The 25,611-nt window shown below is 68.4% G+C and carries 29 protein-coding genes; 23 read left to right on the forward strand and 6 right to left on the reverse strand.

The window, feature by feature from the left end; genetic code table 11:
* Nucleotides 1–15 precede the first annotated feature (15 nt).
* The 16 genes from fdh3B (at nt 16) to ACK6C6_RS07800 (ending at nt 11,854) form a co-directional block, all read left to right on the forward strand.
* Nucleotides 16–699, forward strand: a complete 684-nt coding sequence (gene fdh3B / locus ACK6C6_RS07725) for a formate dehydrogenase FDH3 subunit beta (RefSeq protein WP_200879948.1) — start codon at nt 16–18, stop codon at nt 697–699.
* Nucleotides 696–917 (forward strand): hypothetical protein, encoded by a 222-nt coding sequence (locus ACK6C6_RS07730; protein WP_229412972.1) that lies wholly within the window; start codon nt 696–698, stop codon nt 915–917. Before fdh3B ends, ACK6C6_RS07730 begins: the two co-directional genes overlap by 4 nt.
* Nucleotides 918–927: 10 nt before the next feature.
* Nucleotides 928–2,031, forward strand: coding sequence for a formate dehydrogenase subunit gamma (locus tag ACK6C6_RS07735; protein WP_209586214.1), 1,104 nt, complete (start codon nt 928–930; stop codon nt 2,029–2,031).
* A gap of 18 nt (nt 2,032–2,049) precedes the next feature.
* A complete protein-coding gene (locus ACK6C6_RS07740; RefSeq protein WP_209586215.1) occupies nt 2,050–2,505 on the forward strand; it encodes a hypothetical protein in 456 nt (151 codons plus the stop codon).
* A complete protein-coding gene (locus ACK6C6_RS07745; protein ID WP_409266706.1) occupies nt 2,502–3,182 on the forward strand; it encodes a hypothetical protein in 681 nt (226 codons plus the stop codon). The genes ACK6C6_RS07740 and ACK6C6_RS07745 overlap by 4 nt, the downstream gene beginning before the upstream one ends.
* A gap of 2 nt (nt 3,183–3,184) precedes the next feature.
* Nucleotides 3,185–3,625 (forward strand): DUF3305 domain-containing protein, encoded by a 441-nt coding sequence (locus ACK6C6_RS07750; protein WP_409266708.1) that lies wholly within the window; start codon nt 3,185–3,187, stop codon nt 3,623–3,625.
* A gap of 11 nt (nt 3,626–3,636) precedes the next feature.
* Complete coding sequence (locus ACK6C6_RS07755; protein WP_409266709.1) at nt 3,637–4,140, forward strand: DUF3306 domain-containing protein; 504 nt, start codon at nt 3,637–3,639, stop codon at nt 4,138–4,140.
* Entirely contained in the window at nt 4,137–5,804 is a 1,668-nt protein-coding gene (locus tag ACK6C6_RS07760) for a 4Fe-4S binding protein (RefSeq protein WP_409266711.1), read from the forward strand. The genes ACK6C6_RS07755 and ACK6C6_RS07760 overlap by 4 nt, the downstream gene beginning before the upstream one ends.
* A 139-nt stretch (nt 5,805–5,943) precedes the next feature.
* Nucleotides 5,944–7,647 (forward strand): AMP-binding protein, encoded by a 1,704-nt coding sequence (locus tag ACK6C6_RS07765; RefSeq protein ID WP_409266712.1) that lies wholly within the window; start codon nt 5,944–5,946, stop codon nt 7,645–7,647.
* Between the two features lie 444 nt (nt 7,648–8,091).
* Nucleotides 8,092–8,535 (forward strand): GreA/GreB family elongation factor, encoded by a 444-nt coding sequence (locus ACK6C6_RS07770; RefSeq protein WP_409266713.1) that lies wholly within the window; start codon nt 8,092–8,094, stop codon nt 8,533–8,535.
* A gap of 63 nt (nt 8,536–8,598) precedes the next feature.
* Nucleotides 8,599–8,847, forward strand: coding sequence for a hypothetical protein (locus ACK6C6_RS07775; RefSeq protein ID WP_409266714.1), 249 nt, complete (start codon nt 8,599–8,601; stop codon nt 8,845–8,847).
* A complete protein-coding gene (locus ACK6C6_RS07780; protein ID WP_409266715.1) occupies nt 8,828–9,757 on the forward strand; it encodes a universal stress protein in 930 nt (309 codons plus the stop codon). Before ACK6C6_RS07775 ends, ACK6C6_RS07780 begins: the two co-directional genes overlap by 20 nt.
* Before the next feature lie 118 nt (nt 9,758–9,875).
* Nucleotides 9,876–10,520, forward strand: coding sequence for a hypothetical protein (locus tag ACK6C6_RS07785; RefSeq protein ID WP_409266716.1), 645 nt, complete (start codon nt 9,876–9,878; stop codon nt 10,518–10,520).
* A gap of 66 nt (nt 10,521–10,586) precedes the next feature.
* Nucleotides 10,587–11,039, forward strand: a complete 453-nt coding sequence (locus ACK6C6_RS07790) for a GreA/GreB family elongation factor (protein ID WP_409266717.1) — start codon at nt 10,587–10,589, stop codon at nt 11,037–11,039.
* Nucleotides 11,036–11,380 (forward strand): nucleotide exchange factor GrpE, encoded by a 345-nt coding sequence (gene grpE, locus ACK6C6_RS07795; RefSeq protein ID WP_409266719.1) that lies wholly within the window; start codon nt 11,036–11,038, stop codon nt 11,378–11,380. Before ACK6C6_RS07790 ends, grpE begins: the two co-directional genes overlap by 4 nt.
* Nucleotides 11,381–11,584: 204 nt before the next feature.
* The gene (locus tag ACK6C6_RS07800; RefSeq protein WP_409266720.1) at nt 11,585–11,854 is read left to right on the forward strand and encodes a hypothetical protein; all 270 of its coding nucleotides are present in this window, start codon (nt 11,585–11,587) and stop codon (nt 11,852–11,854) included.
* On the opposite strand, the gene ACK6C6_RS07805 is transcribed toward ACK6C6_RS07800, so the two are convergent.
* Together ACK6C6_RS07805 and ACK6C6_RS07810 are read right to left on the reverse strand one after the other, a co-directional pair.
* Entirely contained in the window at nt 11,855–12,463 is a 609-nt protein-coding gene (locus ACK6C6_RS07805) for a response regulator transcription factor (protein ID WP_409266721.1), read from the reverse strand.
* 1 nt (nt 12,464) lies between these two features.
* Nucleotides 12,465–14,048 carry an ATP-binding protein gene (locus tag ACK6C6_RS07810; protein ID WP_292037782.1) on the reverse strand — a complete coding sequence of 528 codons (1,584 nt, stop codon included), beginning with the start codon at nt 14,046–14,048 and terminating at the stop codon, nt 12,465–12,467.
* A 157-nt stretch (nt 14,049–14,205) separates the two neighbouring features.
* Here ACK6C6_RS07810 and ACK6C6_RS07815 point away from each other — a divergent pair, with 157 nt between their 5' ends.
* From ACK6C6_RS07815 to pncB, 5 genes are all read left to right on the forward strand, one after another.
* A complete protein-coding gene (locus ACK6C6_RS07815; RefSeq protein ID WP_409266722.1) occupies nt 14,206–15,081 on the forward strand; it encodes a universal stress protein in 876 nt (291 codons plus the stop codon).
* Nucleotides 15,082–15,206: 125 nt separating this feature from the next.
* On the forward strand, nt 15,207–16,088 hold the full coding sequence (locus ACK6C6_RS07820; RefSeq protein WP_409266723.1) for a hypothetical protein: 882 nt from the start codon (nt 15,207–15,209) through the stop codon (nt 16,086–16,088).
* The gene (locus ACK6C6_RS07825) at nt 16,081–16,740 is read left to right on the forward strand and encodes an N-acetyltransferase (protein WP_209586231.1); all 660 of its coding nucleotides are present in this window, start codon (nt 16,081–16,083) and stop codon (nt 16,738–16,740) included. The genes ACK6C6_RS07820 and ACK6C6_RS07825 overlap by 8 nt, the downstream gene beginning before the upstream one ends.
* A gap of 89 nt (nt 16,741–16,829) precedes the next feature.
* A complete protein-coding gene (locus ACK6C6_RS07830; RefSeq protein WP_209586232.1) occupies nt 16,830–17,327 on the forward strand; it encodes an SET domain-containing protein-lysine N-methyltransferase in 498 nt (165 codons plus the stop codon).
* A gap of 9 nt (nt 17,328–17,336) precedes the next feature.
* Nucleotides 17,337–18,530, forward strand: a complete 1,194-nt coding sequence (gene pncB / locus ACK6C6_RS07835) for a nicotinate phosphoribosyltransferase (protein WP_409266724.1) — start codon at nt 17,337–17,339, stop codon at nt 18,528–18,530.
* Here the strand turns inward: pncB and ACK6C6_RS07840 are convergent, their stop codons facing one another.
* Nucleotides 18,531–20,114, reverse strand: a complete 1,584-nt coding sequence (locus ACK6C6_RS07840; RefSeq protein WP_409266725.1) for a methyl-accepting chemotaxis protein — start codon at nt 20,112–20,114, stop codon at nt 18,531–18,533.
* 209 nt (nt 20,115–20,323) lie between these two features.
* Between ACK6C6_RS07840 and ACK6C6_RS07845 the strand changes: the two genes are divergently transcribed.
* Together ACK6C6_RS07845 and ACK6C6_RS07850 are read left to right on the forward strand one after the other, a co-directional pair.
* Nucleotides 20,324–21,073, forward strand: a complete 750-nt coding sequence (locus ACK6C6_RS07845) for a GAF domain-containing protein (protein ID WP_409266726.1) — start codon at nt 20,324–20,326, stop codon at nt 21,071–21,073.
* A 554-nt stretch (nt 21,074–21,627) separates the two neighbouring features.
* Nucleotides 21,628–22,335 carry a response regulator transcription factor gene (locus ACK6C6_RS07850; protein ID WP_409266728.1) on the forward strand — a complete coding sequence of 236 codons (708 nt, stop codon included), beginning with the start codon at nt 21,628–21,630 and terminating at the stop codon, nt 22,333–22,335.
* A gap of 5 nt (nt 22,336–22,340) precedes the next feature.
* Here ACK6C6_RS07850 and ACK6C6_RS07855 read toward each other — a convergent pair whose 3' ends face one another.
* Genes ACK6C6_RS07855 through ACK6C6_RS07865 form a run of 3 tightly spaced genes read right to left on the reverse strand, consistent with a single transcriptional unit; the run spans nt 22,341 to nt 25,608 of the window.
* A complete protein-coding gene (locus ACK6C6_RS07855; RefSeq protein WP_409266730.1) occupies nt 22,341–23,249 on the reverse strand; it encodes a type II secretion system F family protein in 909 nt (302 codons plus the stop codon).
* 11 nt (nt 23,250–23,260) lie between these two features.
* Nucleotides 23,261–24,247, reverse strand: a complete 987-nt coding sequence (locus tag ACK6C6_RS07860; RefSeq protein ID WP_409266731.1) for a type II secretion system F family protein — start codon at nt 24,245–24,247, stop codon at nt 23,261–23,263.
* Between the two features lie 14 nt (nt 24,248–24,261).
* Nucleotides 24,262–25,608, reverse strand: coding sequence for a CpaF family protein (locus tag ACK6C6_RS07865; protein ID WP_409266733.1), 1,347 nt, complete (start codon nt 25,606–25,608; stop codon nt 24,262–24,264).
* Nucleotides 25,609–25,611 lie beyond the last annotated feature (3 nt).

The raw sequence follows: 25,611 nt of genomic DNA on the forward strand, positions 1-25,611 counted from the left end.
GCGGAGGAGAACGGCATGGCCGCGAGAATGAAATTTATCTGCGACACAGAGCGCTGCATCGACTGCAACGGCTGCGTGACCGCATGCAAGAACGAACACGAACTGGCCTGGGGCATCAACCGGCGCCGGGTGGTGACCATCAACGACGGCATCCCGGGCGAGCGCTCGGTGTCGGTGGCATGCATGCACTGCACCGACGCGCCCTGCCTGGCGGTGTGCCCGACCAACTGCATCTACCACACCGAGGACGGCATCGTCCTGCACAGCAAGGACCAGTGCATCGGCTGCGGCTACTGCTACTACGCCTGTCCGTTCGGCGCGCCGCAGTTCCCGGAGACCGGCATGTTCAACCACCGCGGCAAGATGGACAAGTGCACCTTCTGCGCCGGCGGCCCGGAACCTGATACGTCGGAAGCCGAGTTCAAGAAATACGGCCGCAACCGCATCGCCGAAGGCAAGCTGCCGGCCTGCGCCGAGCAGTGCGGCACCAAGGCCCTGCTGGGCGGCGAGGCGAACCAGATCGCCGACATCTACCGTCAGCGCGTCGAGACGCGCGGCTACGGTCCCGAGCTGTGGGGCTGGAAGATCGCCTACGGTCGGCCCAAGCGCGGTGGCGAGATCAAGGCCAAGGGCGACCTGCCGCGAGTGAACCAGCAGGTCGGCGACGTGCAGAACGACCCGGGGAGGATCGTGCAATGAACATGAACAAATTCCGCTACTGTGTCCTGGCGCTGCCGCTGCTGCTGTCCGGCTGCCTCGAGGTCGAGCAGTTCCCCGGCTGGCTGCACGGCGAATATGCCGGCAAGGAAGACCAGCGCCATTTCCAGCAACGCTTCCACAATGACAGGCTGGCCTGGTCGGCGACGGTCCAGAACCGTGCCATGAAGCAGAACGAATACAACCGGGCCAACCCCTGAGGAGCCGACCATGCACGCCATTTCCTCGCGCGCGTCGCTGTTGCTGACGCAGTTGCTGATTACTGGCCTGGTGCTGGCACTGCTGTCGACGGCCGCCTGGGCCGGCGTACCCAACAAGGACGCCAAGCCCGCCTACGCCGAGGAGCAGACCATGCTCCAGATCGAAGGCGATTCGGTGGTGAAGGAACCGGGCCTGACCAACGCAGCCTCGGGCCGGGTCCACATGGACCGCCACTTCCTGGGCCAGTACGGCGCCACCGAGGCCAACGTCATCGTCCAGCGCGGCGGCAACACCTGGCGCCACCTGCGCAACGGCCCGCTCGCCAGCATCGCCGGCTTCATCCTGCTGGCCGTGCCGCTCCTGATTTTCGTGTTCTACAAGGCGGTCGGCGCCGCCAAGGAAGTGCCGGCATCCGGGCGCCAGATCAAGCGCTTCACCAAATGGGAGCGCCAGGTGCACTGGGCCACGGCCTACAGCTTCATCGCGCTGGCGATCACCGGCATCATCATCATGTACGGCAAGAAGATCATGCTGCCGTGGATGGGCCACGACCTGTTCTCCTGGTTCGCCATCATCTCCAAGTACCTGCACAACTTCGTCGGGCCGCTGTTCATCGTCTGCTCGGTGCTGATGTTCATCACCTTCCTGCGCCGTAACTTCTTCAACCGCAACGACTGGCAGTGGGTGAAGCAGGGCGGCGGGCTGGTGTCGCACAAGCATCCGCCGGCCGGCTTCTTCAACGCGGGCGAGAAGGCCTGGTTCTGGCTCGGCGTGACCCTGCTGGGCATCCTCATGTCGATCACCGGCCTGATCCTGGACTTCGTCACCTTCGGCCAGACCCGCTACGTGCTGCAGGTGGCGAACTACCTGCACATCGGCGGCGCCGCCCTGTACATCGCCGCCGCCATGGGCCACATCTACATCGGCACCTGGGGCACGCCGGGCGCCTACCAGGCCATGCGCGAAGGCCACGTCGACGAGAACTGGGCCGCCGCCCACCATTCGCTGTGGCTGGAGCAGGTCCGCAACGGCACGGCGACCGACCCGGCGCACCGTCCGCATCCCGACGCCAGGCCGGGCCGCCCGAGCCCCCGTCCGGGCCCGGCCGCCTGAGGCACACCGAGGAACACCATGAAAGCATCCACCATCATCACCCACGGCGCGCTGGCCCTGCTCGCGGTGCTGGCCAGCGGCTGCGACCGCGGCCGCAACCCGAGCGTGGGCGGCATCGAGCAGACCAAGTACCCGGGCCAGGTCACGGCCGGCGGGCGCACCGCCGGCGCCATCATCGCCAGCACGGCCAAGCCGGTCACCGACGCGACCTACGCCGGCGGGCAACCGGGCACTGCGGGCGGTTCAGGCGGCAATACCGGCGGAGCGCAGCTCGGCGGCAGCACGAGCGAAACCGGCGGAGGGCCGGCCTCGGGTGTGGCGCCCTCATCCGGTCCACAGCCGGGAACCCAGACCCAGCCCGGCGACCACGGCAAACCGGCGGCGCCGGCGCCGGGCACGGTGGAGGCGCCGGCCGCCACCAATGCGGCCCCGCAAGGCCCCGCCGCACCGGGAACATTGGGAGCCAAGCAATGAACACGAATACACATCGCCGACTGCGCTGGGTGCTGGCGGGCCTGCTGGCCTGCAGCGCGTCCAGCTGGGCGGCCTTGAAGCCGCCGACCCCGGCCCAGCAGCAGGAAGCCGCCGCCAAGAAGGCCGCCGCGGATGCCAAGGCGGCCAAGGACAAGGAACTGCTTGCAGCGTCGATGGACGCGGTCAGCGCGCGCTGGCGCTCGCAGGCATCGTCAAAGGGCTGGAAGATCACGCCGCCGACCACGGTTGCCGCCGCGCCCGCAGGGGTGGGGCAGGGGACCGCGCCGGGATTGGCCCCGGGCGTGGCCGGACCCGGCAGCATGGCGCCGGGCCAGGTCGCCAACCCGGTGCCGCCTGGCGCCGCCCCGCCAGGCGCGGCCCGTGCCGCCGCTGCGGCAGGCGTGGTGCCGCCGGGCGTCACCCCGCCCAACGCCGGCATGCCGGCGGCGGCGCCGGCGAATGCGGCGCCCGGCACCGCCGCTGCCGCGCCCGCCACCGGCGCCGCGCCCTACAGTCCCCAGGCACTGAACGCGGCCAACGTCCCGATCAAGAGCGAAAAGCTGGGTACCGCGGCGCCGAGCGAGGACGTCAAGGCCAGGCAGACCCGGTCCGTGCCCAAGGGCGCGGCACCGGCGGTGGAGAAGGAACACAGCCCCAAGACGGCGAACAAGCAATGAAGATGGGAAGCATGCCAATCGCGGTGATCATGCAGCGCCGCGCGGTGCAGCACCGCTGGGCCGACGAGGCCTGGGAGGCGGTCGGCGTGGTGCCGGACCGCGGCGAGCTGCCGCGCCTGCAGGTGCTGAGCGAGAGTCCGGAGCGCGACTACTACCTCGTCTCCGGCCTCGAACTCGAGCTGTACACCGACGAGAACGAAGGGTATTACGAGAACTGCATGGCGCCGGAATCGAAGGTGTTCGTGCTGTGGCGCATGGAGGAGGGCAAGGCCATCCCGGTGCGCGCCTCGGTCAGCTACGTCGAGGGCACGCGCATGTTCGACTCGGGCGAACAGGCCGACGGCGTCGCCATGCCGGCCGAGATCTATGCCTGGGTGGCCGGCTACCTGCGCGAGCATTACCAGCCCAAGCCCCGCGGACGGCGCGGGCACCAGCACGGATGAGGGGAGCCAGCATGTCCGAAGAAGGTTTCTTCCGGCGCTGGGCGCGGCTGAAGTCATCCGGCGGGGACGCGCCGGCCGAAGACCCGCGCGCCCCGGCGTCCCCTGTGCCCGTGGGCGAGCCTCCCTCGGGCGCCACGCAGGAAGCCGAAGCGGCGCCGCGTGCACCCTTGCCGACCCTCGAAGACGCGGCGCGGCTCACCCCGGACGCCGACTTTTCCGCCTTCGTGGCCAAGGGCGTCGACCAGTCGGTGCGGCGCCTGGCGCTCAAAAAACTGTTCGCCGATCCGCATTTCAACGCGATCGACGGGCTCGATATCTACATGAACGACTACAACAAGGCGGCGCCGCTCACCCCGGCCATGCTGGCTTCGCTCAAGCATGCGCAGGGCCTGGTCACGCGCCTGTTCGACGACCGGCAGCAGCAGGCCGAGGCGGCGGCAGCGCAGGCACAGGAACAGCAGCCAGTGACGGAACACGAGCAGGCGCCGCCGTCCACACGACAAGGGAACGCATGAACATCCGCTTTACCGATCATCCGCCGCTCGACCCGGTCCAGGAAGGCCGCAATGTCCAGGCCCGGGGCGCTGCCATCCTGGCCGCCGATGCGATTCCCGTGTTCGAGCCGGCGATCACGGTCAGCTACCAATCCAGCGGCCGTACCCTGGTGGTGGGCTCGGCCGAACAGGCCCTGCCCTGGGCCGACCGGCTCGCCGGCGCACTGCCGGTCACCGTGCTGCTGCTCGACAGCCAGCAAACCATGCCGGTGCGCCCCTATCCGGTCCAGGTGGCGCGCACCGTCGCGGTGGCGGGCTGGCTGGGCGCTTTTGAGGCGCGCTGGCAGGCGCCCGGGCAGCCGGTCCAGCAGGGCCGCTTCGACCTCGTGCTCGACCTCAGCCCAAGCCGCCTGATCCCCAGCCACCAGCGCCCGCACGGCTATTACGCGCCCGGTTACGACGAGGCCGCCCGTGGCGAGGCGGTCGAGGCCATGCTCGAGATGGTCGGCGACTTCGAGAAGCCCAAGTATTTCGCGTACAAGGAACGCACCTGCGCCCATGGCCGCAACGGCCAGAAGGGCTGCAGCGCCTGCATCGAGATCTGCTCGGCGCAGGCGATCCAGGACGACGGCGACCGGATCAAGGTTAACCCCTACCTGTGCGCCGGCTGCGGCGCCTGCTCCACGGCCTGCCCAACCGGCGCCATCAGCTATGCCTTCCCGCCGGCGGCGCTGACCGGCAAGCGCATGCAGGCGGCGCTGCGTTCCTACCGCGAGGGTGGCGGGCAGGATCCGGTCTTCGTGCTGCACGACCCCGAACACGGCGCCGCGCTGCTGGCCCAGCTCGGCGAGTCGCTGCCCGGGCGCGTGATCCCGCTGGCGCTGCAGCACACCGCCTCGACCGGCATCGACGTCTGGTTCGCCGCCGTGGCCTATGGCGCGGCCGGCATCTCGGTGCTGCTGACGGGACGCGAGGCGCCCCAGTACGCCGCGCTGCTGGACCAGCAGATGGAGATCGCCCAGGCGGTACTCGGCGGCCTCGGCTACGAAGGCCCGCATTTCCAGCTGCTGCGCGTGGATGCGCCGGACGAACTGGCGGTGGCGCTGCGCCACGCCCCGCGCGGCCGCACGCCCGGTGAGCCGGCCGTGTTCCACTTGGCGAACGACAAGCGCAACACGCTCGACTACGCCCTCGAGCACCTGCACCGCCATGCGCCGGTCAAGCCCGAGCAGGTGGCGCTGCCGGCCGGCGCACCGTTCGGTGCGATCGAGGTCGACCGCAAGGCGTGCAGCCTGTGCATGTCCTGCGTCGGCGCCTGCCCGGCCGGGGCGCTGCAGGACGGGCAGGGCGCGCCGCTGCTGCGCTTCATCGAGAAGAACTGCGTCCAGTGCGGCCTGTGCGCCAGCACCTGTCCGGAAAACGCCATCACGCTCGCGCCGCGCCTGTCCTTCATGGAGAGCCGTAGCCAGGCCGTGGTGCTCAACGAGTCCCAGCCCTTCCACTGCATCCGCTGCAACCAGCCCTTCGGCACCCTGCAGATGGTCGAGAACATGCTCGGCCGCCTGGCCTCGCATCCCGCCTTCAGCGGCCACCTCGACCGCCTGCGCATGTGCGGCGACTGCCGCGTCATCGACATGATGGAGCCGCGCGACGAGATGCGCGTCACCGCCCTCAGGCGGGACTGATGCTCGTGGGGTGGACGGTTTGTCATGCAGGCCACCGGCCTGAATTACTCCCGGCTACCCTACAACAGCGTTTGCAAACATGGCAAAATGGCCAGGCATGGCCAACGCGGCCATGCCAACTCAGCGACCAGGAGACACCATGACGCCGACCCAGCGCTTTCTGCAAGCGCGCGACTTCCTGCTACAGCACCGCCTCGACTACGACACCGCCTACCGCGAGTACCGGCAGCCCCAGCTCGACGCCTTCAACTGGGGCCTGGACTACTTCGACCAGATGGCCAGGGACAACCACGCCACCGCGCTGTGGGTGGTCGAAGAAGACGGCCTCGAGCAGAAGATCTCGTTCGCGGACATGGCTTCGCGTTCGTGCCAGGTGGCCGAGTACCTGCAGTTATGCGGGGTCAAGCGCGGCGACCGCGTGCTCCTGATGCTGCCCAACCGGGTCGAGCTGTGGGAAATCATGCTGGCCGGGATCAAGCTCGGCGCCGTGCTGGTGCCGACCACCATGCTGGTCTCGGGCGCCGACCTGCAGGACCGGCTCGAGCGCGGCCGTGTCAGGCACGTCATCGCCCAGGCCTCCGAGGCGCACAAGTTCGAGGGCATGGCGGGCAGCTTCACCCGCATCGCCGTGGGCGCCGCGGCGGGCGAGAAGCCGGACGGCTGGCGCGACTTCGCCGACAGCCGCGACGTCCTGTCCGTCTTCACCCCGGAAGGCGAGACCCGCGCCACCGACCCGCTGCTGCTGTACTTCACCTCCGGCACCACGGCCAAGCCCAAGCTGGTGCTGCACAGCCACCAGAGCTATCCGGTCGGCCACCTGTCGACCATGTACTGGATCGGCCTGCAGCCGGGCGACGTCCACTGGAACATCTCCTCGCCGGGCTGGGCCAAGCACGCCTGGAGCTGTTTCTTCGCTCCCTGGAACGCGGGCGCCGCCATCTTCGTCTACAACTACGAGCGCTTCTCCGCCAAGGCCGCGCTCGACACGATCCAGCGCTGCGGCGTGACCTCGCTGTGCGCGCCGCCGACGGTGTGGCGCATGATGATCAAGGAAGACCTGAGCGCCTGGCGCCCGCCGCTGCGCGAGCTGGTGGGCGCCGGCGAGCCGCTCAACCCGGAGGTGATCGAGCAGGTGGAGCAGGCCTGGGGCATCCGCATCCGCGACGGCTTCGGCCAGTCGGAAAGCACCTGCCAGATCGGCAATCCGCCGGGCCAGCCGATCAAGCCCGGTTCGATGGGCCGGCCGCTGCCGGGCTACCGGGTAGCGCTGCTCGACATCGACGAGCAGCCCGCCGAGGAAGGCGAGATCGCGCTCTCGCTCGACCCGGCGCCGCTGGGCCTGATGATGTGCTACGAGGGCGACGAAGAGAAGACCGCCCAGGTCATGCGCGCCGGCCACTACCATACGGGCGACACCGCCACGGTCGACGCGGACGGCTATTATTTCTACGTCGGGCGCAACGACGACGTGTTCAAGTCCTCGGACTACCGCATCAGCCCCTTCGAGCTCGAGAGCGTCCTGATCGAGCACGAAGCCGTGCTGGAGGCGGCGATCGTGCCGAGCCCGGACCCGCTGCGGCTGTCGGTGCCGAAGGCCTTCGTCACCGTGCGCCAGGGCGTCCTGCCTTCGCGCGAGCTGGCGGCGTCGCTGTTCGCGTTTGCGCGCGAGCGGCTGGCGCCGTACAAGCGCATCCGGCGCATCGAGTTCCGCGAGCTGCCCAAGACGATCTCGGGCAAGATCCGGCGCGTCGAGCTGCGCAAGGAAGAAGCCGGGCGCGCCGCCGGGACGGCGCAGGCGCAAGGGCAGGGCGTGGAATACCGCGAGGAAGAGTTCCCCGCCTGAGCCGCCCGTCGCTGGCGGGGCGCGCCGTTCGCGCCCCAGTCCAGCTCGGTTGACGAAAAAAACAGGTGGTATATACTGGTCCGGTATCCAATTGATGAGATCCGACCTCGGCATGCGCTGCATTTCTTCCTACGGCATTGGTTGTTCCTCCAGCGTGCGGACCCCGCGCGCTGTTGCCGTCTGCGCTGCCGGCGTCTCGCAGGTTTGCTCCCACCTTCCCCTGTCGCTCGGACTGAGCGTCTTCCACGCTCGTCTCGCACAATTGTCGACGCGCGATCTCGCCTGCCTTTCCTGAGCTCGGCGAGAGCCGGCGAAGCCCAGCTTCCCACTCTCCCGAGCCCCCTCCAAAGCATCGTCTGAAGCGCTGCGCATATGCGGATGCATTTGCCGCGGCACGCCATTCGTTCCTATTGGCCAGCCCGAACGGGCTGGGAAAGGCAAGCCATGTGCACCACTACTTACCTCAGCCAGCACGACCTGGCTGTCCTGACACGCTTCGTGCGGGCACGATCGGCCGACCCGGGCCGGGTCGAGGCCGCCGTGCGCCGCCTCGCGCACCTGACCGCGGTATCGCGCACGCTTCCCAACGGCGATAGCGACGGCGGCGAGCGCCGCGTCTCGCTCGGCGCGAGCGTGCGCTACCGCGTCGCCGCCTGCGGCACCGCCATCCATGAACGCACCCGGGGCGGCGCCGACCTGGATACCGTCGTCATCGCCTGTCCGCAGGATGCGCAAGCCATGACGCCGCGTGTTTCGGTGCTGGCCCCGCTTGCGCTGGGCCTGCTCGGCCACGCCGAGGGCTGCACCGTCGACGTCGACCTGGCCCTCGGGCGCACCCTGCGCCTGGAAATCGTCGAGGTGCAGCCGCCCGCGGCCCTGCCGGCCTGAGTCCGGCCGCGCCCGGCGCGCCGGACCATCCATCCTCTCTCACCAACGCTTGAAGGAGAAGCCATGACCGATATCCAGCACAAGCCAGCGCCGGGGCGCAAGCCCGGCATCGAAGAGCGCATCGCGGCCGCCGGCCAGCGTATCGCGGCCTTGCAGCGGCGGCTGGATGAAGCGCTTGCCGGGCTGGCCCACACGCGCGGGCGCGCGGCCGCCGGACTCGCACAGGCCGAGCGCTACGGGCATGAGGAGCCGGCCAGCGCGCCGGCACTTGGCACGCCGGAGGATAGCATTCATGGAGGACACCGTGCGTAGAATCGACCGGATCTTGCTCGCGATACACCAGGCCCATCCCGGCCGCGTGGAAATGCGCGCCTCGCTGCTGGCGCCCGCGCTGGGCGTCGAGGCCTTCGACGTGCTGGCCGTCAAGCGCGCCGGCAACGGCCTGCGCCCCACCACCGCCTACAGCCACGTCCAGGTGGATGGCGGCAGGCTCAGGGCGCTGGTCGATGGCGAAGCCAGGGCGCTCGGCAGCTTCCCGCCCCCGGACGAGCTGGACAAGGTATGGATGGTCCGGCGCGGCCATCCGGCCGACGTGATCGCGGTCACGGCCGACAACATCCAGGCCGACCTGACGCTGATGGCGGGCAGCGGGAGGCCGCGCCTGCCGCTGTGGGCGCGGCCCTCGCGTGACGCCGATGTCGTGCGCCTGTGCCGCGGCGCCGTGCTGCTGGTGCACGGAGAGCCGCGCCACGATTACCGCAACGTGGTGGTGGCGACCGATTTTTCGCGCGCTTCGCTGGCGGCGGCGCGCACGGCCGCGCTCCTGGCGCCGAACGCCCGTTTCGTGTTCGTGCACGCCTTCCAGCAGCCCGAGACCGCCATGATGCGCGAGCTGGAGCTGCCGCCGCGCGTGATCCGCTCCTACCGGGAGCAGGGCTGGGAAGCAGCGCGCAGGAAGCTCGACGAATTCGTCGAGCTGTTCCTGCACGACGTGCCCCCGGGGCGGCGCGAAGTGCACGCCGGCCGCGCATACGAGGTCATCCGCGACTGCGTGCGGCGCCAGCAGGCCGACCTGCTGGTGCTGGGCCGGGGCGCCTGCCATCCCGGCGCGCGGCTGTCCAGCACCAACGTGATGCAAAAACTGATGGACGAGGGCGCATGCGACCTCCTGGTCGGACCGGACCGGCAGGGCGACGGTAGTGACCGCCGACTGGCGGCGTGAATCAATCGAAGAAGGAATGGACATGAAGTGGAATCGAGCGGATGCAAGCAGCCCGGATGCGGCTGCGCAGGCGCGGCGCGAGGCCGCGGCCATGGCGATGTGATCGAGGAGGAATGATGTGGATACCACCACCATGCCGCAGGGCGGCCTCACCCGACACCCCGCCGCCGCTTCGGCCGCGGGCGAGATGCAGGTGCTCCACTGGCAGGCACACCCGTGCTGGCCGGTAAGGCATAACGCCGGGCGCGCGCTGGCGGCGCTGCGTGCCGGTGCGGGCGCCGTGCTGCTGGTGCGCACCGGCCGGCAGTCCCTCGAGCGCCGCGACGGCCATGCGCTGTTCCCGACGGACTTGTCGCCGTCCTCCCTGGACAGCCTGCGCCTGGCGATGCGCACGCTGCCGCGCATGCGCTTCACGCTGCTGCACGGCTGCCGCGTCGGCGGCGCAGGCAGCATGCGCATGGCGGGTGTCGGCGACGCCACGCTCGACGCCTGCCGCCGCCGCAGCGAAGGCGCGGCGCGCGCCGCGCTGTGGCGCTTCGCCGCGCAGTTGCCGGCGCGCGAGGTGCGCCCGGTGCTCATGGTGCTGCGCGAGCCGTGGCACGCGGCGGTCGCGGCGCATGCCGCCATGGCCCGCCCGGACCTGCTGGTGCTGGCCTATGGCGGCGGCCTCTGGGCGGCGTGGCGCTGGCGCGCGCGCCTGCGCGCACTGCTGGCCCGCACCGAGTGCGACCTGCTGTTGCTGCCGCCTGCGCGTGCGGCTTGAACCTTCCGGCGCCCGTCCGGTTTCCTGACTGTCGGCCAGCCTACTCCGGGCTGGGAAAGGCATTGTATGTGCAACAAGCATTACCTGAGCCAGCATGACCTGGCGATCCTCCATCGGTTCGCACGCGAACAGGGCATCGGTGCGGAGGTGCGCGACCCGTCCGGACGCAAGCTCGCGGCCTTGCTCGCTTCGTCCCTGCCGCTGCCCGAGACCGACGCCGCGCCGCGCCACGTGTCGCTGGGGGCAACGGTCCATTACCGCTCGGACGGCGCGCGCGAGCTGAGTTCGATCGTGATTGCCTGCCCGTATGACGCCAACGCCCTGCTGGCGCGGGTGACCATCCTGTCGCCCTTGGCGCTGGGGTTGCTCGGGCATGCCGAAGGCTGCAGCGTGGAGATCGAGCTGCCGAACGCGCGCTCCATGCTGGTCGACATCGTCGGGGTGGACGCGCCGGCGCGCATGCCGCCGCCGGCCCCATACCACCCAGTTTGCAACCCACCGGAAAGGAGAAGCCCATGACCGAGATGAACTGTGCCGGGTCGTTCCACCCGCAAGACGCTCCCCGCACCGAGAACGGCATCGAGGAACGCATCGCCGCGACCGGACGCCGGATCGCGGCGCTGCAGCGCCAGCTGGATGGGGCAATGGAGGAAGTCGGCCATGCACGGCGGCGCGCCACGGCCGATCTCGCGCTCGCGGCCCGGTATGGACACCAGGACCTGGCCCTGGCCCTGCTGCCGTTCCGGGATGCGCTCGAAGCCGCGCTGGCGGTGCGCACGGGCGACGCGGCCGCCCTGCGCGAAGGCCTGGTGCTGGCCGGCCGCCAGCTCGACGCGGCGCTGGCACGCAGGCACGGCTGACGGCATGATTCCTGTCACTCCCATCGTCATGTACCGGTTGCGCCGGATGCGAGGCCACGCCGGCCTCGCCTGAGCTCGGGATTGCGCCGGCGCGGCCTTCCGGCCCGCTACTACGCAGCTCCCGAGCCCCCTTGCGACGACGACCCGCGGCCCAGCGCCGCGACATGATGAATGCCCCGCAGCAGGGGCGAACTGGAGGACGGAATGTCAATGTATCGACCGGGATTGTTTGGCCGGGATGCGGCGCTGCGCGCCAAGCAGCGGATGGAACAGCGAATGGAGCGGCGCAGCAAGCGGCGCCTGGCGAAGCACCTAGTGGAGCGCAATGCGCAATGGCGGCGCACGGTGCTCAAGACCATGGCGGCCGCCCTGGCGGCGCTGCTGGCCGGGCAGCTGCTGTTCGGCGAGGTAGCGGTGGCGCAGCCGGGCGGCGCGCTGACTGCCGCGCAGGGCGAGGCGCTGCGCGCGGCCTGACTACCCGATCGGGTTCTGCAGGTGCTGGCGGACCAGGTCCGCGATCGAATCCACCTGCAGTTTCTCCATCACCCGCGACTTGTGCACTTCCACGGTGCGCACGCTGATCCCGAGTTCCTCGGCGATCTCGCGGTTGTGCCGCCCCGCCACGACCAGCTCCATCACCTCGCGCTCGCGCGGGGTCAGGCTGGCGTGGCGTTTCAGGTACTCGGGCGAAGCCTGGCCGGCGCCCGGCTGCGCCGCCCGCGCCAGCGCTTCTTCGATGGCCGCGACCAGCGGCCCTTCCTGCAGCGGCTTTTCCAGGAAATCCACGGCTTCCGAACGGAAGGCTTCGCGCGCCGAATGGACGTCGCCATGGCCGGTGATGATCAGGACCGGCAGGCGGCTGCCCAGTTCGCGCAGCTTCTTCTGCAGGCTCAATCCATCCACTCCCGGCATGCGGATGTCGAGCAGCAGGCATCCGCTGGCCTCGCTCGTCCACGCGCGCAGGAACGAGTCCGCGTCGGAGAAGAAGGCAGTCCGGTAGCCATGCAGGCTCAGCAGCAGGCCGAGCGCGTCGCGCACGGCGGCATCGTCGTCGACGATGTACACGGTCTGGTTGCGGTTCATGTCAGGAGGTCCTTTCGCCGTCCTCGCTGTGGGCCGGCAGGGTGATTCTCAGGATGGCGTGGCGCCCCGGTTCGACGCTGAGTGCGCCGCCGTGGGTCTCGATGATGGCGCGGCTGATCGCCAGTCCCAGGCCCAGGCCGCTGGACTTCAGCGAGATGAAGGGTTCGAACAGGCGCGCCCGGATCTTGTCGGCGATGCCCGGGCCGTTGTCGGCGATGCGGATCCACACCGATCCGCCTTCGACGCCGGCGTCCAGCGCGATCCGGCGCTCGACGCCCGCCGGCATCGAGGCCACCGCATGGATGGCGTTCGACAGCAGGTTGCGCAGCACGATCTCGAGCTGCACCCGGTCGCCCAGCACGCAGGCGTCGGGCAGCGGCCCCGCTTCCAGGCGCACCCCTTCCCGGGCCGCCTGGTCGGCGAAGGAAGCGAGCATGTCGCCCACCAGCGCGGGCAGGGCCACCGGCGCGAGCGAGGTGGTCCCGGTACGGAAGAACTCGCGCAGGCGCTTGAGCACCTCCGAGGCGCGCTGCGATTCCGCGACCATGGCGCGGATGGTCTTCTGCAGCAGTTCCTCGCTGTCGCCGCGCGCCATCAGGCGCTCGCAGGCGCTGCCGTACATGGACAGCGCGGTCAGCGGCTGGTTCAGTTCATGCGCGACCGCGCCCGCCATCTCGCCGGCCGCCGCCAGCCGCAGCGAATGGCGCAGCTCGTGACTGGCGCGGCGCGCGACGTCGACGGCGATGCCGATCAGGAAACCGGACAGGGTCAGGGTGAGCACCAGCATCTGCACGTTCGGCATCTGCGCGGCGTAGGCGATCGGGCGCAGCGAGGCCACGGTGACGCCGATCTCGAGCACCAGGGCGGCCGTGACCGCGCCGGCCATGCCCTGGCGCGCGGCCGACCAGGCCAGCGGCAGGATCAGGAGGTAGTAGGCCAGCGATTCCGGCGCGGGCCGCTGCAGCGCCACCGCCAGCACCGCGGCCATCAGGGCGATGTAGGCGGCGGTTTCCCAGCGCAGGATCCGGCCGAGGTAGGCCGCGCGCAGCTCCTCGTCGAGCAGGAACTGGCAGATCGGCACCACCACCAGCATGCCGGCGGTCTCGGCGATCGCATAGCGCGCCACCACGTCCAGCCATCCGCGCGTGGCGAACACCTCCGGCCCGTGCAGCAGGCTGGCGTAGGCGAGGGCGCCGGCCAGGCTGCCCATGGTGGCGAACACCGCCCACAGCAGCAGGCCCTGGTGGCTCGCATGGAAGGCGCTGCCGGGCAGGTGGCGGCGCATTGCCGTGCCCACGGCCAGGTAGATGGCCGGGGGCAGCAGCCCGATGAGCAGCGAGAATGCCGGGCGCGCCGGCAGGGCCGGGGTGATCGCGGCCGCCAGCAGGGCGGCCAGGACCAGCGGCAGGGCCGCCCGGCGCCCGCAGCGCAGGACCAGGAACAGCGCCAGGCCCGCCGCGGGGTGCCAGACCGGGGCGATGGTCTGGTGGCGCGCCTCGGGACCGCTGGTCACGTCCAGGGCGACATAGGCAAGGCAGAAAGCACCGCCGAGCCAGGCGGCGCGGACGGCACGGAGATCGAACATGGCGGATTCCTCGGATGCGCCCCGTCGTGTCGGGCGCGCCAGGCTAAGGGCTTTCCTTACGCGGGCTGCGGATGTGGTGGCATCGGCGCCTCATTATACTGGAGGCGTCGGGCAGCCGTCGATGCGCAGGGAGCGCACTGGGCGCCCTGGAGGACCGATGGAGATGACGAAGGAGGGCGCGGCGCGCGACTGGACGCTGGTTGCGGCCGAATGGTCCGACAGGACCGTGCAGGTGGCGCGCCGCGCCGCCTGCCTCGCGCAGCAGCGTGGAGAGCGGGGCCTGCTGGTGCACTTCCATCATTACGGTCTCCAGCATCTCGTGCGCGGCATGAGCGCCGAGGCCTGCGCGCGGCACCAGCGCGAACGCCTGGAGCAGCTCGCCCAGCTGGTCGAGCGCCAGACCGGATTTCTGTTCGAGGTCGAAGCCCACCGCAGCGTGCCGCGCAGCGGGGCCGAGCTGTTCAAGCGCTTCGGCCAGGCGCGCCTGAGCGTGGTCGAAGCGTACCGCGCCTGGGGCCCGGGCCGCCATGCCTTGCGCCTCGCACCAGGCATCGCGCACGGCGCCGCACATCCGGTGCTGATGGTCCGGCGCGACGCCGCGCCTGCCTATCGGCGCGCCCTGGTGCTGGTCGACCCCGCCATTTCCATCACCGAGACGCTCGCCCACCTCGGCGGCGTCGCGCCCGGGGCCGAGATCGTGCTGCTGGCGGCGCTCGAGCGCAAGGGCGAGAACCAGCTGCGCGCCTCCGGCGCCGGCGAAGACCGGATCGAGGCCTTCGTCCAGCAGCAGCGCGAAGACGCCCTGCAAGGCATGGGCGCGCCCGACGGCGTCGTGCGCATCGTCGAGCATGGCTACGCGCCCACCGTGCTCCAGTATGCGGAGCGGCGCCTGCAGCCCGACCTGCTGGTGCTGCCGAACGAGCGGACGGCGCGGCTGCGGCGCGTGTTCCTGCGCAGCCTGGTCGGCGAGGCGCTGGCCCGCTCCGACTGCGACATCCTGGCGTTGCCTGCCGGCCTGACCCCCGCAGCCTAGCCGCGCCTCTAAGGGTTTCCCGTACGGACCCGGGCGAATAGGCAGCCCCGCCGATTTCACCGATACTGCCGCCGGCCGCGCGCTGTCGCAGCGCGGCCGGCCGTTCTATGCACGAAGAGAATCACATGGATCTGAACAAGAATTTCATCAAGACGAAGCGTCCCTGCGCGGAAGGCTTCCGCTGGTTCCTGCAACACCACGCGCAGGGCAGCGACTACCAGCCCCTGCTCGACGCCCTGGTCGCCGCCGGACGGGTGGACGACGCTTGCTGGCTGCTGGCGCAGTTCGGCCCGAGCTCGGCGGTGATGACGGTCGACGCGATCGAGGCCGAGGCCCTGGTGTTCGCCGGCTTGCTCGAGGTGAAGGGCAACATCGAGATCGACACCGTGCTCAGGACCGGCGGCGCCATCCGCGCCGGCGGCGGCATCCGCGCCGGCCAGTCGATCGAAGGCGGCGACGACATCCGCGCCGGCGGCGGCATCCAGTGCGCCGGCACGCTCACGGCCGGGGGCGGCGTCGACGCCGGCTGGGGCATCCATGTGCTGGGCGACATGCGCGTGGCCGGTTCCCTGCGGGCCGGCTGGGACATCGCCTGCGGCGGCACGCTGTCCCTCGATGGCGACTGCAGCGCCGGACACGAGATCGTGCTGGGCGGCCCGGCGCGCTGCGAGCAGGGCATCCGCGCCGGCGGTGCGATCACGGGGCAGGCGGACATTCGCGCCGGCCGCGGCATCGAATCGGGCGGCAGCATCGAGAGCGGCGGGCATCTCGAAGCCGCCTGGGGCATCAAGGCCAATGGCGCCCTGGTGGCCGCGGGGGCGATCCGGGCCGGCGAAAGCCTGCTGGCCGGCGAAGAGATCCGTGCCGGGGAAGGCTACGGCGTGTTCGCCGGTCTCGCGATCCAGCAGGACCGCTGGGACTGCAGCGCGCAGGTGCACGCGAGCGAACGGCCACGCCAGCTGCTGAGCGGCCATTGGGTGCCGCGCTGCGGAGCTGCCGATGGCTAGCATCCTGGCACCGGGCTTCGGCTGGGCCTGGCAGCGTCCCGCGGAACTGCGGATCGACGTGGTGCATCGCCCCGACGACCTGGGGCGCGAACTCGATGAACTGTACCGCCGCATGCAGCGCCCCGGCCACCGGCTGCACGGGATGGCCACCGTGCCGGTGGCGCCCGGCGAATATCCCGCTCTGGTGTTCCGCCACCGCGAGGCCGACGGTGAACATTATGTGTATGCGGAAGACCTGCAGCTGCGCCGCCTGGCGGGCTACACGGTGTTCAACCGCCTGGTCGAGCTGGACCGGCGCGCCGACCGCCACCTGCGCGCGCCGCATTCCAAGTTTGCGCCTCCCTACCAGCGCAAGGGGATCGCGACCGCCATCTACCGCTGGTGGCTGCAAGGCGGGAACTGCCTGATCAGCGGTGCGCGCCAGTCGGCGGGCGCCCATGCGCTCTGGCTGTCCCTGGCGCGGCGGCGCGAGTTGCTGTACGTGGCGCTGCGCGACAAGAAGCTGCGCCAGCAGGCGCCAGGCGCCGCGCCCTGCCTGGGCGACGATTTCCATACCCGGATGATCCTGCTCGGCGACGGCTGGAGCGCGGAGCGGCTGGCGTCCAGCGCCGGGATGCTGCCCTGCGATCCGCAAGCGCCGGCGCCGGCCTGACCGGGTCGCGGCACATCAAAATGTGCGGCATCGCGGGAGTGATTGGCTCCATAATACGTGCTCGACATGCAATACCAGACAAGGACCCGATGAGCACCAGAGCCCGCACTGCCGCCGCCAAGGCCTATGAAGTCAGGAAGTCTCCCGTCCACGGCAACGGCGTGTTCGCGCTCAAGCCGATCGGCGCCGGCGAGCGCATCATCGAATACCGGGGCGAACGCATCAGCTGGGACGAGGCGACCCGGCGCGCGGCCGAGGCAGGCGGACCGATCAACCACACCTTCTACTTCACGCTGGCGGACGGCCGCGTGATCGATGGCGGCAGCCACGGCAATGCGGCGCGCTGGATCAACCACGCCTGCTCGCCCAACTGCGAAGCCTTCGAGGACGAAGGGCGGGTCTACATCCACGCGATGCGCGACATCGCGCCTGGCGAAGAGCTGAACTACAATTACGCCCTGATCTACGACGAGCGCCACACGCCGGCCCTCAAGAAGCTGTTCGCCTGCCGCTGCGGCACGCCCGGCTGCACCGGCACCATGCTGGCGCCGAAGAAGCGCACCAAGAAAAATCCCGCCACCGCCTGAAGGAGCCCGATGAAGCCCGTCGTCCGCAGCCTGCTAGAGACCGACCTGTACAAGTTCACCATGTGGCAGGCGCTGCTGCACAGCCACCCGGACGCGATCGGCGAATACGAATTCCTGTGCCGGAACCAGCCGGCCTATCCGCTGGCCGAGCTCAAGGATGACGTGGAGCGCGAGCTCGACCACCTGTGCTCGATGCTGTTCGAAGACCACGAAGTCGCCTACCTGCGCAGCCTGCGCTTCATCAAGAGCGACTTCGCCGACTTCCTCACGCTGTTCCGCTTCCAGCGCAAGTTCATCCAGGTAGAGACCGACGGCCCGCACCTGCGCATTCGCGCCACCGGTCCTTTGGTGCACGTGATGGGTTTCGAGATCTTCGTGCTCTACATCGTCAACGAGTTGTACTTCCGCCGCTTCGACCAGCAGGCTGCGATCCTCGAGGCGCGCCTGCGCCTGCGGCAGAAGATCGACGAATTGCGCGCGTTCGCGGAGGAGCCGCCGCGCGCCACGCCTTTCGAGTTCTTCGACTTCGGCGTGCGCCGGCGCTTCTCCGGCGAGTGGCACGACGAGGTGGTGCAGACCATGGCGCGCGAGCTGCCGCAGTTCTTCAAGGGCACCTCGAACGTCTACCTGGCGCACAAGTACAACCTGGTGCCGATCGGGACCATGGCGCACGAGTACCTGCAGGCCTACCAGGCCTTCGGGGTGCGCCTGCGCGACTTCCAGAAGGCGGCGCTGGAAGACTGGGTGCAGGAATACCGGGGCGACCTGGGCACCGCGCTCACCGACGTGGTCGGGATGGACGCCTTCCTGCGCGACTTCGACCTGTATTTCGCCAAGCTGTTCGACGGCCTGCGCCACGATTCGGGCGACCCGGTGGAGTGGGGCGAGAAGGCCCTGGCGCATTACGCTAAACTGCGCATCGATGCGCGCAGCAAGCGCCTGGTGTTCTCGGACGCGCTCACGGTGCCCAAGGCGCTCTCCCTGTATCGCCACTTCGCCGACCGCACCATGCTGGGCTTCGGCATCGGCACCAAGCTCACCAACGACACGCCCTACCAGGCGCTGAACATCGTGATGAAGCTCACCCACTGCAACGGACAGCCGGTGGCCAAGCTGTCGGATACGCCGGGCAAGTCGATGTGCACCGACGAGACCTTCCTGGCCTACCTGCGGCAGGTGTTCAACCACCCGGGCCCGGGCTGATCACGGACGCGCCGCCTGGCGCGCCGACGAGCTTTCCTCCTCGAGCTGGAAGGTATCCACCACCGTCGCCAGCTCGGCCGCCTGCCGGCGCAGCGACTGCGCCGCCGCTGCCGCCTGTTCGACCAGCGCCGCATTCTGGACCGTCATCTCGTCCAGGCGCGCGATGGCGTCGTCCACGCGTTCGATGTCGGCGCGCTGGGCGCCGGTCGCGCTGCTGATGTGGCCCATGATGTCGGTGACGCGGTGCACGCCGTCGACCACCTGGCGGATCGTTTCGCCGGCTTCGCCCACCAGCGCCGCGCCCAGGCCGACCTTGCTCACCGAGTCCTCGATCAGCGCCTTGATCTCCCTGGCGGCCGCGGCGGAGCGCTGCGCCAGGTTGCGCACCTCGCTCGCCACCACGGCGAATCCACGCCCCTGTTCGCCGGCGCGCGCCGCTTCGACCGCCGCGTTCAGCGCCAGGATATTGGTCTGGAAGGCGATACCGTCGATGACGGCGATGATGTCGACGATCTTCTTCGAGGAGGTGTCGATCAGCTGCATCGTGGCGACCACTTCCTCCACCGCCGCGCCGCCCTTGACCGAGATGTTCGACGCGGTGCCGGCCAGCTGGCTGGCCTGCGCCGCGTACTCGGCGTTCCGGCGCACCGACTCGATCAGCTGCTTCATCGCGCTCGCCACCTCGGCCAGCGCGGCGGCCTGGGTCTCGGTGCGGGTCGACAGGTCGAGATTGCCCGAAGCGATCTGGATCGATGCCGAGGCGATCGCGTCGGTGCCGCCGCGGACCTTGCCGACGATGCCGCTCAGGCCGTCGCGCATCGCGCTCATCGCATACAGCAGGCTGGACGGCCGGGCGCGGGCCGTGTCCACCGCCTGGTGCAGCTCGCCGCCGGCGATGGCGCGCGCCACCCGGGCGGCGTAGGCCGGTTCGCCGCCGAGCTGGGCCAGCAGGCTGCGCACCAGCACCAGCGCCACCAGCACGCACAGGACCACGGCCAGCATGCTCAGGCCGGTGATCCAGTAGCGCGTGCCCGCGGCCTCGGCCTTGGCAAGCCGGACGGCCTCGGCGGTCCGCGCCTGCAACCCCTTCAGCAGCACGTCGATGTCGGCCACGATGCTCCGGCGCAGCGGGCTGCATTCCTCGACCAGGAAGCGGCCGAAGCCTTCCATGTCGCCGCTCGCCCGATAGGCGCGGGGCCGTTCCAGCTCGCGTGCCATGGCCAGCATGCCCTCGCGCACCTTGCCGTACTGCGCGTTGTCGCGCAGGACCGGGTCGAGGCGGGCGAGGGCAGCCAGGTACTCGGCCTTGCGCGCGTCGACCAGGTCGAGCTCGCGCCGTGCCGCGGCGTCGTCCTGGAAGATGTAGGCATTGCGCGCCGCGATGCCGGTCTGGGCCAGCGCTTCGCGTGCGGCATACAGGGGTTCGAGTTCGCTGTTCCTGACCGAGTCAAAGCTGTGCAGCGCACGTTCGATGCTGTTCACGCGCGACACCGAGAATGCCGCGAGAATGAGCGTGAGCGACAAAATCAGGGCAAATGCCGTGCTCAGCCTGGTTGCAATGCTCGCGCGCTGGAAGAAATGCATGATGGCCTTTTCAGGTAAATGAACGAAAAGTTAGTAACTGACTAATTGAATCTGCTTAAATATTGCGCAAGAGTATGTATGTATAATTTCTTATTGGCAACTGAATTTGAGTTAATTGTGTATATTCTGAAACTCATCTCTAGAATGCGTGTTTTAAATGAGGGATTTCGTCATTTCGGGTATACTTGGACGGATAACCAGGACCGCTAATGCAGAGCAAGTTCACCGAAGAAGACCCGATCCTCACTACCAGTGCCGCGGCGCGCATGCTGGGCGTCGCAACCAGCACCGTTCAGTTATGGATGGAGAGCGGCGCCATCCCCTCGTGGAAAACCCCGGGGGGCCATCGGCGTACCCGTCAAAGTACGATCCAGGCCATGCTGGACCGTGCAGGACCCTTGTCGGGCGCGCTTTCCGGCGAAACGCTGGTGCAGGCGCCGACCGATCCGGAATTCCTGCTGCAGGGGGACGAAACCTATCCGACCATCGCCGATGAGCCGCGCCGCTTGGCGGCGCTCGCGGCGTCCAGGCTGGTCGACAGCCCGCAGGAAGAGCGCTTCAACCGCATCGTGCGCCTGGCGGCCACCGTCACGGCCTCGCCGATCGCCTTGGTGTCGCTGCTGACCGCGCGTCGCCAGTGGTTCAAGGCGCGCGTCGGCCTGGGGCCGCAGGAGACGCCGCGCGAATGGGCCTTCTGCTCGCACGCCATCCTGCAGGATGCGCCCTTCATGGTCGAAGACGCCGCCACCGACGAGCGCTTCCGCGAGAACCCGTTGGTACTGGCCGAGCCGCACATCCGCTTCTATGCGGGCGTGCCGCTGCGCGACCGTTCCGGCCTGCCGATGGGGACCTTGTGCGTGATCGACCGCGAACCGCGCCGCCTGCGCTCTGCCGAACTGCAGGCGCTGTGCGACCTGGCCGATATCGCTTCTTCGGAATTCCAGGCCAAGGGCGCTTGAGTTTAGTACCGGACGGAACAATGCGCCGCATTGATGCGTCGGTGATCCGGCATGCCGGTCGTTATTGCTGTCAGGCGTTTTCGAGATCGTCTTGGAATGCACTGCAGCCTGCTGCCGTCCAGGAATTCGCCGTGCCCGGCTAGATCAAGCTGCCAGGAGTAATCGCGCAAGGTGTCGAACTGGGATCGCGAGAGCATACGCAGCGTATCGGCAACGCTCGAATTACGTTGGCAAACGCTGCGCACATAGCAGCGCCTACCTTATTGCACCACGTTAAGTCATAAGGGTAGTGAAATCCGCACCTCGCTGGTCATGAATACTGCTTCGCCGCATCGCTTGTTTTCAACCAGAATCGAAGTGCGGCGTCGTTACCACACTATCTCGACTGTTAGTTATTCAAGAGCACTTATGTGCCTTGCATGAGCTCGCTAGGAGTAGTATTTACACGTGTCTGCGCTAGAGGACTACTTGATCAGACCACTATGTCTATAAGAAACGGCGTACGGGGAGGCGACTGCCTGCCATTCGCCTGATAACGAGGTGGCGTTATGCACGTGAGCTTTCAACAACCCATCAGGGTTCTTCTGGTCGAAAGTCATCAGTTGATGTTGTGGGCTTTGTGTAAACTTATCAGCAGTCATCGACCGATGATGGACGTGGTGAGCGTCGTTGCCACGCAGGACGACGCCATCGACAGGCTCTCCATCGCCACGCCCGACCTCGTCTTGATGCGCTTCGAGCTTGCACGAATGGATGGGCAGGGAAGGTTGCCCGACGTGTTGATCAACGGTTGCCGTACCTTGCTGCTGTTGGACGATGCTGGCGCCGACAAGCTTGAGCGATCGGTACGTTGCGGCGCCCATGGCGTCCTGACGCGCAAGTCGAGCGCGGAGGAGGTGATCAAGGCAATCGAGAAAACCCATGCAGGCGATCTCTGGTTTGGCCGGGAGACAGCCAACCTGATCCTGAGTGAGATCCGCCGCGCAAGCAAACAGGAAGCCGCCCCGAGCGCTACCGGCCTGGAACGGCTGACTCCGCGTGAACGCAAGGTGCTCGATGCGGTCATTCTCGGCCGCTCACGCCCCAACAAGACCCTGGCCAGGCAGCTGTTCATCTCCGAGTCCACCTTGCGCAACCACCTGTCGTCGATTTACCAGAAGTTGGGCGTGTGCAATCGCCTCGACCTCTATATGTATGCGCAGAACTGCGGCTATGCACCGCAGCCGGCGCCAGGCGCACTGGCTGGGGTGCATGCGGCCTGAGCGGTTCAGCCGCCGGCCTTGAGCATGGGACCGATGGTCCGGATGATCTGGATGACTGCCGGTCCCAGCACGACCAGGAACACCGATGGAAAAATGAACAGCACCAGCGGAAACAGCATCTTGGTCGGAATCCTGGCGGCCTTTTCTTCGGCCCGGATGAAGCGCTTGTGCCGCAAGTCGTCCGAAAATACGCGCAGCGCATCGCCCACCGAGGCGCCGAAGCGGTCGGCCTGGGTCAGCATCGTCGCGAACGAACCCAGTTCCTCCACGTTGGTGCGCAGCGCCAGGTTGCGCAGAGCGGCTTCGCGGGTGCTGCCGGCACGCATCTCGAGGTTGGTCAGGTGTAGTTCTTCCGCAAGCGCGGGGCTTTTGTCCATCACTTCTTCTGCGACGCGGCTCATGCCCGCATCCAGGCCCAGTCCCGCCTCGACGCACACCAGCAACAGGTCGGCCGTATCGGGAAAGTCTTCGAAGATCGCGCGCTTCCTGCGTCGCGCCGTCAGCGACAGCAGCAGGTTGGGCAGGTAGCAGCCGGCCAGGGCGGTAAGCATCACCCCCAGCAAGAGGGTCATGCCGCTGGCATTGGTATTCGCCCTCAGCATGACGAAGCTGCCGGCGGCAAATGCGAGCGGCAACAGGGTCTTCAACCCGAAGAACACGAGCGGGGCCTTGGCCGAGCGGATACCGGCGTTGAGGAAGCGGATGCGCAGGCTGGAGCCTTCCCAGGCTTCGTCAGGCCGCGACAGTTTCGCGAATGGGCTGACGACGTCGGCAACGCGGGCGGTCCAGCTTGCGCCAGGGCGCTTCGCAGCAAGCGAATCGACGCGCTGGTCGACCACCGTCGGGGTCAGCCAGAAGTATGCTGCTAGCAGGCCGCAGGTGACGGCGAGAAAGACGATGATGGGCAGTGACATGGCGTTCTCCCCTAGACCCGGATTTTCACGATCCATACCATGACCATGGCGCCCAGAAAGGTCATGAACAGCATCGATTGCAGGATCCCGACTCCCAGGGGATCCGTCCAGAGCCGCGACATGAATTCCGGATTCGCCAGGTTCAGGACCGCGCCGATCCCGGGTGGCAGCAGGCCCAGTGTCCAGGCCGACATCCGGCCTTCGGACGACAGTACCTTGATCCGGCCGTACAGCTTGAAGCGCTCGCGGATCAGGCGCGCCAGGTTGCTCAGGATCTCGGTGAGATTGCCGCCCGACTGGCGCTGGATCAGGATCGACACCACGAGGAAGCGCAGGTCGGTGATCGGCACGCGTTCGCACAGGCCCAGCAAGGCTTTCTGCATCGACACGCCGAAATTGACCTGCTCGTGCACGATGCCGAATTCGCCGGAAATCGGGTCAGGCATCTCGTCGGCCAGCAGCTTGATCGCCAGTGGCAGCGAATAGCCAGCGCGCAGGGCGCGAACGATCAGTTCGAGCGCTTCCGGTAGCTGTTGCTGGAACCTGGCGAGTCGCCGATGGCGCGCACGTCCGACCCAGGCCCATGGCAGGGCCGCAAGCACGAGCGCCAGCAAGCCGGCCGTCGGCAGGGGAAGGGCCACGACAGTCGCCAGCCCCAGTACGGCCATGCCGGCGGCAAGGCTGGTCAGTCCCAGGCCCGAGACCGTCCAGCGCAGGCCTGACTGGCCAAGGAAGCGCTCCAGCCTCAGGGCCAGCGGAACCCTCTCGAGCACGCGGCCCAGGCTGGAAACATCGCTCAGCTTGCGTTGACGGTGGAGCCCGACCGTTCCGGCATCGGGCGCCTTTGCCAGTGCGTCGAGACGCTGGCGCAGGCGCCTGGCGGCGACACCCCGGCGCGAACGCCAGACCAGGTACAGAGCTTCAAGGGCGAGCAGGACGGAAACGAACACCAGCAGCGAGATCATGGCGCCTGAATAATTGTCGGTGATGGCTGGCATGGCAGGCTCCTTAATCAGCTGTAGCGTCGGCTTGGATCGAACATCCGGTCGGGCAGGGAGATCCCGAATGCCTGCAACCGTTCCGCAAAGCGCGGCCGGATGCCGGTGGCCTGGAAATGACCGACGATCTTGCCCTTGGCGTCGACGCCGGTCTGGTGGAAGGCGAAGATCTCCTGCATGGTGATCACCTCGCCCTCAAGCCCGGTGATCTCCTGGATGCTGGTGATCTTGCGCTGGCCGTCGGTCAGGCGCAGCGCCTGGATCACCACCGTGATCGCCGATGCGATCTGCTGGCGGGCAGCCTTGTGCGGCAGGTTCAGGTTGGCCATCCCGATCATGTTCTCGAGCCGGGAGATCGCGTCGCGCGGGGTGTTGGCGTGGATCGTCGTGAGCGAGCCTTCGTGGCCGGTGTTCATCGCCTGCAGCATGTCCACCGCTTCGGCGCCACGCACCTCGCCGATGATGATGCGGTCCGGGCGCATCCGCAGGGCGTTCTTGACCAGGGCGCGCGCCGTGATCTCGCCCTTGCCTTCGATGTTCATCGGGCGCGTCTCGAGGCGCACTACGTGTGGCTGCTGCAGCTGCAGTTCGGCGGCGTCCTCGATCGTCACCAGGCGCTCGGAAGCCGGAATGAAGCCGGACAGAATGTTCAGCAAGGTGGTCTTGCCGGCCCCGGTGCCGCCCGAGATCAGCATGTTGACCTTGGCTTGTCCGAGACCGCGCAACATCTCGGCCATTTCGGGCGTGAGGCTGCGGGTGTCTTCGACCAGGTTTTCCATCTTCAAGGGAATGTGGGCGAAGCGGCGGATCGACATCATCGGACCGTCCAGGGCAATCGGCGGGATCACCGCGTTCACGCGCGAACCGTCCGGCAGCCTGGCGTCGACCATCGGGCTCGACTCGTCAATGCGCCGGCCGACCAGCGACACGATCTTGTCGATGATGCGCATCAGGTGCTTGTCGTCGGTGAAGCTGACGTCCGTGAGCTCGAGACGTCCGCGCCGCTCGACGTAGATCTGGTCGTGGGCATTGACCAGGATGTCGGACACGCTGGGGTCGGCCATCAGCAGTTCGATCGGCCCGAAGCCGAGCATCTCGTGCTGGATGTCGCGCACCAGCATGCGCCGCTCGACGGCGCTCACCGGGGCCGGCTCCTGCGCCAGCAGGCGGTCGATGGCGCTGGCGATCTCCTGGCGCAGCAGGTCGGGCGGCAGCGTCTCGAGCACGCCCAGGTCGAACTGGTCGAGCAGCTTCAGGTGCATGTGTTCCTTCAGCTGCTTGTATTCGTCGCGCCGGGTGTCCGGCATGGGTGCGCGCTCGGGATCGTCCCGCCTGGCGCTGAACTTGTCGCGTAGTGACATGGC

It is taken from the genome of Massilia sp. BHUDP2, assembly GCF_046236355.1.
GTDB classification, from domain to species: domain Bacteria; phylum Pseudomonadota; class Gammaproteobacteria; order Burkholderiales; family Burkholderiaceae_D; genus Telluria; species Telluria varians.

What these genes read in the sequence shown, in the direction of transcription:
- ACK6C6_RS07755 (WP_409266709.1), top strand. Translation starts at nt 3,637, where the DNA reads ATGTCCGAAGAAGGTTTCTTCCGGCGCTGGGCGCGGCTGAAGTCATCC.
- fdh3B (WP_200879948.1), top strand. Translation starts at nt 16, where the DNA reads ATGGCCGCGAGAATGAAATTTATCTGCGACACAGAGCGCTGCATCGAC.
- ACK6C6_RS07860 (WP_409266731.1), bottom strand. Translation starts at nt 24,247, where the DNA reads ATGCCAGCCATCACCGACAATTATTCAGGCGCCATGATCTCGCTGCTG.
- grpE (WP_409266719.1), top strand. Translation starts at nt 11,036, where the DNA reads ATGACCGAGATGAACTGTGCCGGGTCGTTCCACCCGCAAGACGCTCCC.
- ACK6C6_RS07830 (WP_209586232.1), top strand. Translation starts at nt 16,830, where the DNA reads ATGAGCACCAGAGCCCGCACTGCCGCCGCCAAGGCCTATGAAGTCAGG.
- ACK6C6_RS07745 (WP_409266706.1), top strand. Translation starts at nt 2,502, where the DNA reads ATGAACACGAATACACATCGCCGACTGCGCTGGGTGCTGGCGGGCCTG.
- ACK6C6_RS07775 (WP_409266714.1), top strand. Translation starts at nt 8,599, where the DNA reads ATGACCGATATCCAGCACAAGCCAGCGCCGGGGCGCAAGCCCGGCATC.
- ACK6C6_RS07800 (WP_409266720.1), top strand. Translation starts at nt 11,585, where the DNA reads ATGTCAATGTATCGACCGGGATTGTTTGGCCGGGATGCGGCGCTGCGC.
- ACK6C6_RS07770 (WP_409266713.1), top strand. Translation starts at nt 8,092, where the DNA reads ATGTGCACCACTACTTACCTCAGCCAGCACGACCTGGCTGTCCTGACA.
- ACK6C6_RS07735 (WP_209586214.1), top strand. Translation starts at nt 928, where the DNA reads ATGCACGCCATTTCCTCGCGCGCGTCGCTGTTGCTGACGCAGTTGCTG.
- ACK6C6_RS07810 (WP_292037782.1), bottom strand. Translation starts at nt 14,048, where the DNA reads ATGTTCGATCTCCGTGCCGTCCGCGCCGCCTGGCTCGGCGGTGCTTTC.
- ACK6C6_RS07765 (WP_409266712.1), top strand. Translation starts at nt 5,944, where the DNA reads ATGACGCCGACCCAGCGCTTTCTGCAAGCGCGCGACTTCCTGCTACAG.
- ACK6C6_RS07730 (WP_229412972.1), top strand. Translation starts at nt 696, where the DNA reads ATGAACATGAACAAATTCCGCTACTGTGTCCTGGCGCTGCCGCTGCTG.
- ACK6C6_RS07750 (WP_409266708.1), top strand. Translation starts at nt 3,185, where the DNA reads ATGGGAAGCATGCCAATCGCGGTGATCATGCAGCGCCGCGCGGTGCAG.
- ACK6C6_RS07820 (WP_409266723.1), top strand. Translation starts at nt 15,207, where the DNA reads ATGGATCTGAACAAGAATTTCATCAAGACGAAGCGTCCCTGCGCGGAA.
- ACK6C6_RS07840 (WP_409266725.1), bottom strand. Translation starts at nt 20,114, where the DNA reads ATGCATTTCTTCCAGCGCGCGAGCATTGCAACCAGGCTGAGCACGGCA.
- ACK6C6_RS07865 (WP_409266733.1), bottom strand. Translation starts at nt 25,608, where the DNA reads ATGTCACTACGCGACAAGTTCAGCGCCAGGCGGGACGATCCCGAGCGC.
- ACK6C6_RS07780 (WP_409266715.1), top strand. Translation starts at nt 8,828, where the DNA reads ATGGAGGACACCGTGCGTAGAATCGACCGGATCTTGCTCGCGATACAC.
- ACK6C6_RS07790 (WP_409266717.1), top strand. Translation starts at nt 10,587, where the DNA reads ATGTGCAACAAGCATTACCTGAGCCAGCATGACCTGGCGATCCTCCAT.
- ACK6C6_RS07815 (WP_409266722.1), top strand. Translation starts at nt 14,206, where the DNA reads ATGGAGATGACGAAGGAGGGCGCGGCGCGCGACTGGACGCTGGTTGCG.
- pncB (WP_409266724.1), top strand. Translation starts at nt 17,337, where the DNA reads ATGAAGCCCGTCGTCCGCAGCCTGCTAGAGACCGACCTGTACAAGTTC.
- ACK6C6_RS07805 (WP_409266721.1), bottom strand. Translation starts at nt 12,463, where the DNA reads ATGAACCGCAACCAGACCGTGTACATCGTCGACGACGATGCCGCCGTG.
- ACK6C6_RS07845 (WP_409266726.1), top strand. Translation starts at nt 20,324, where the DNA reads ATGCAGAGCAAGTTCACCGAAGAAGACCCGATCCTCACTACCAGTGCC.
- ACK6C6_RS07855 (WP_409266730.1), bottom strand. Translation starts at nt 23,249, where the DNA reads ATGTCACTGCCCATCATCGTCTTTCTCGCCGTCACCTGCGGCCTGCTA.
- ACK6C6_RS07760 (WP_409266711.1), top strand. Translation starts at nt 4,137, where the DNA reads ATGAACATCCGCTTTACCGATCATCCGCCGCTCGACCCGGTCCAGGAA.
- ACK6C6_RS07740 (WP_209586215.1), top strand. Translation starts at nt 2,050, where the DNA reads ATGAAAGCATCCACCATCATCACCCACGGCGCGCTGGCCCTGCTCGCG.
- ACK6C6_RS07825 (WP_209586231.1), top strand. Translation starts at nt 16,081, where the DNA reads ATGGCTAGCATCCTGGCACCGGGCTTCGGCTGGGCCTGGCAGCGTCCC.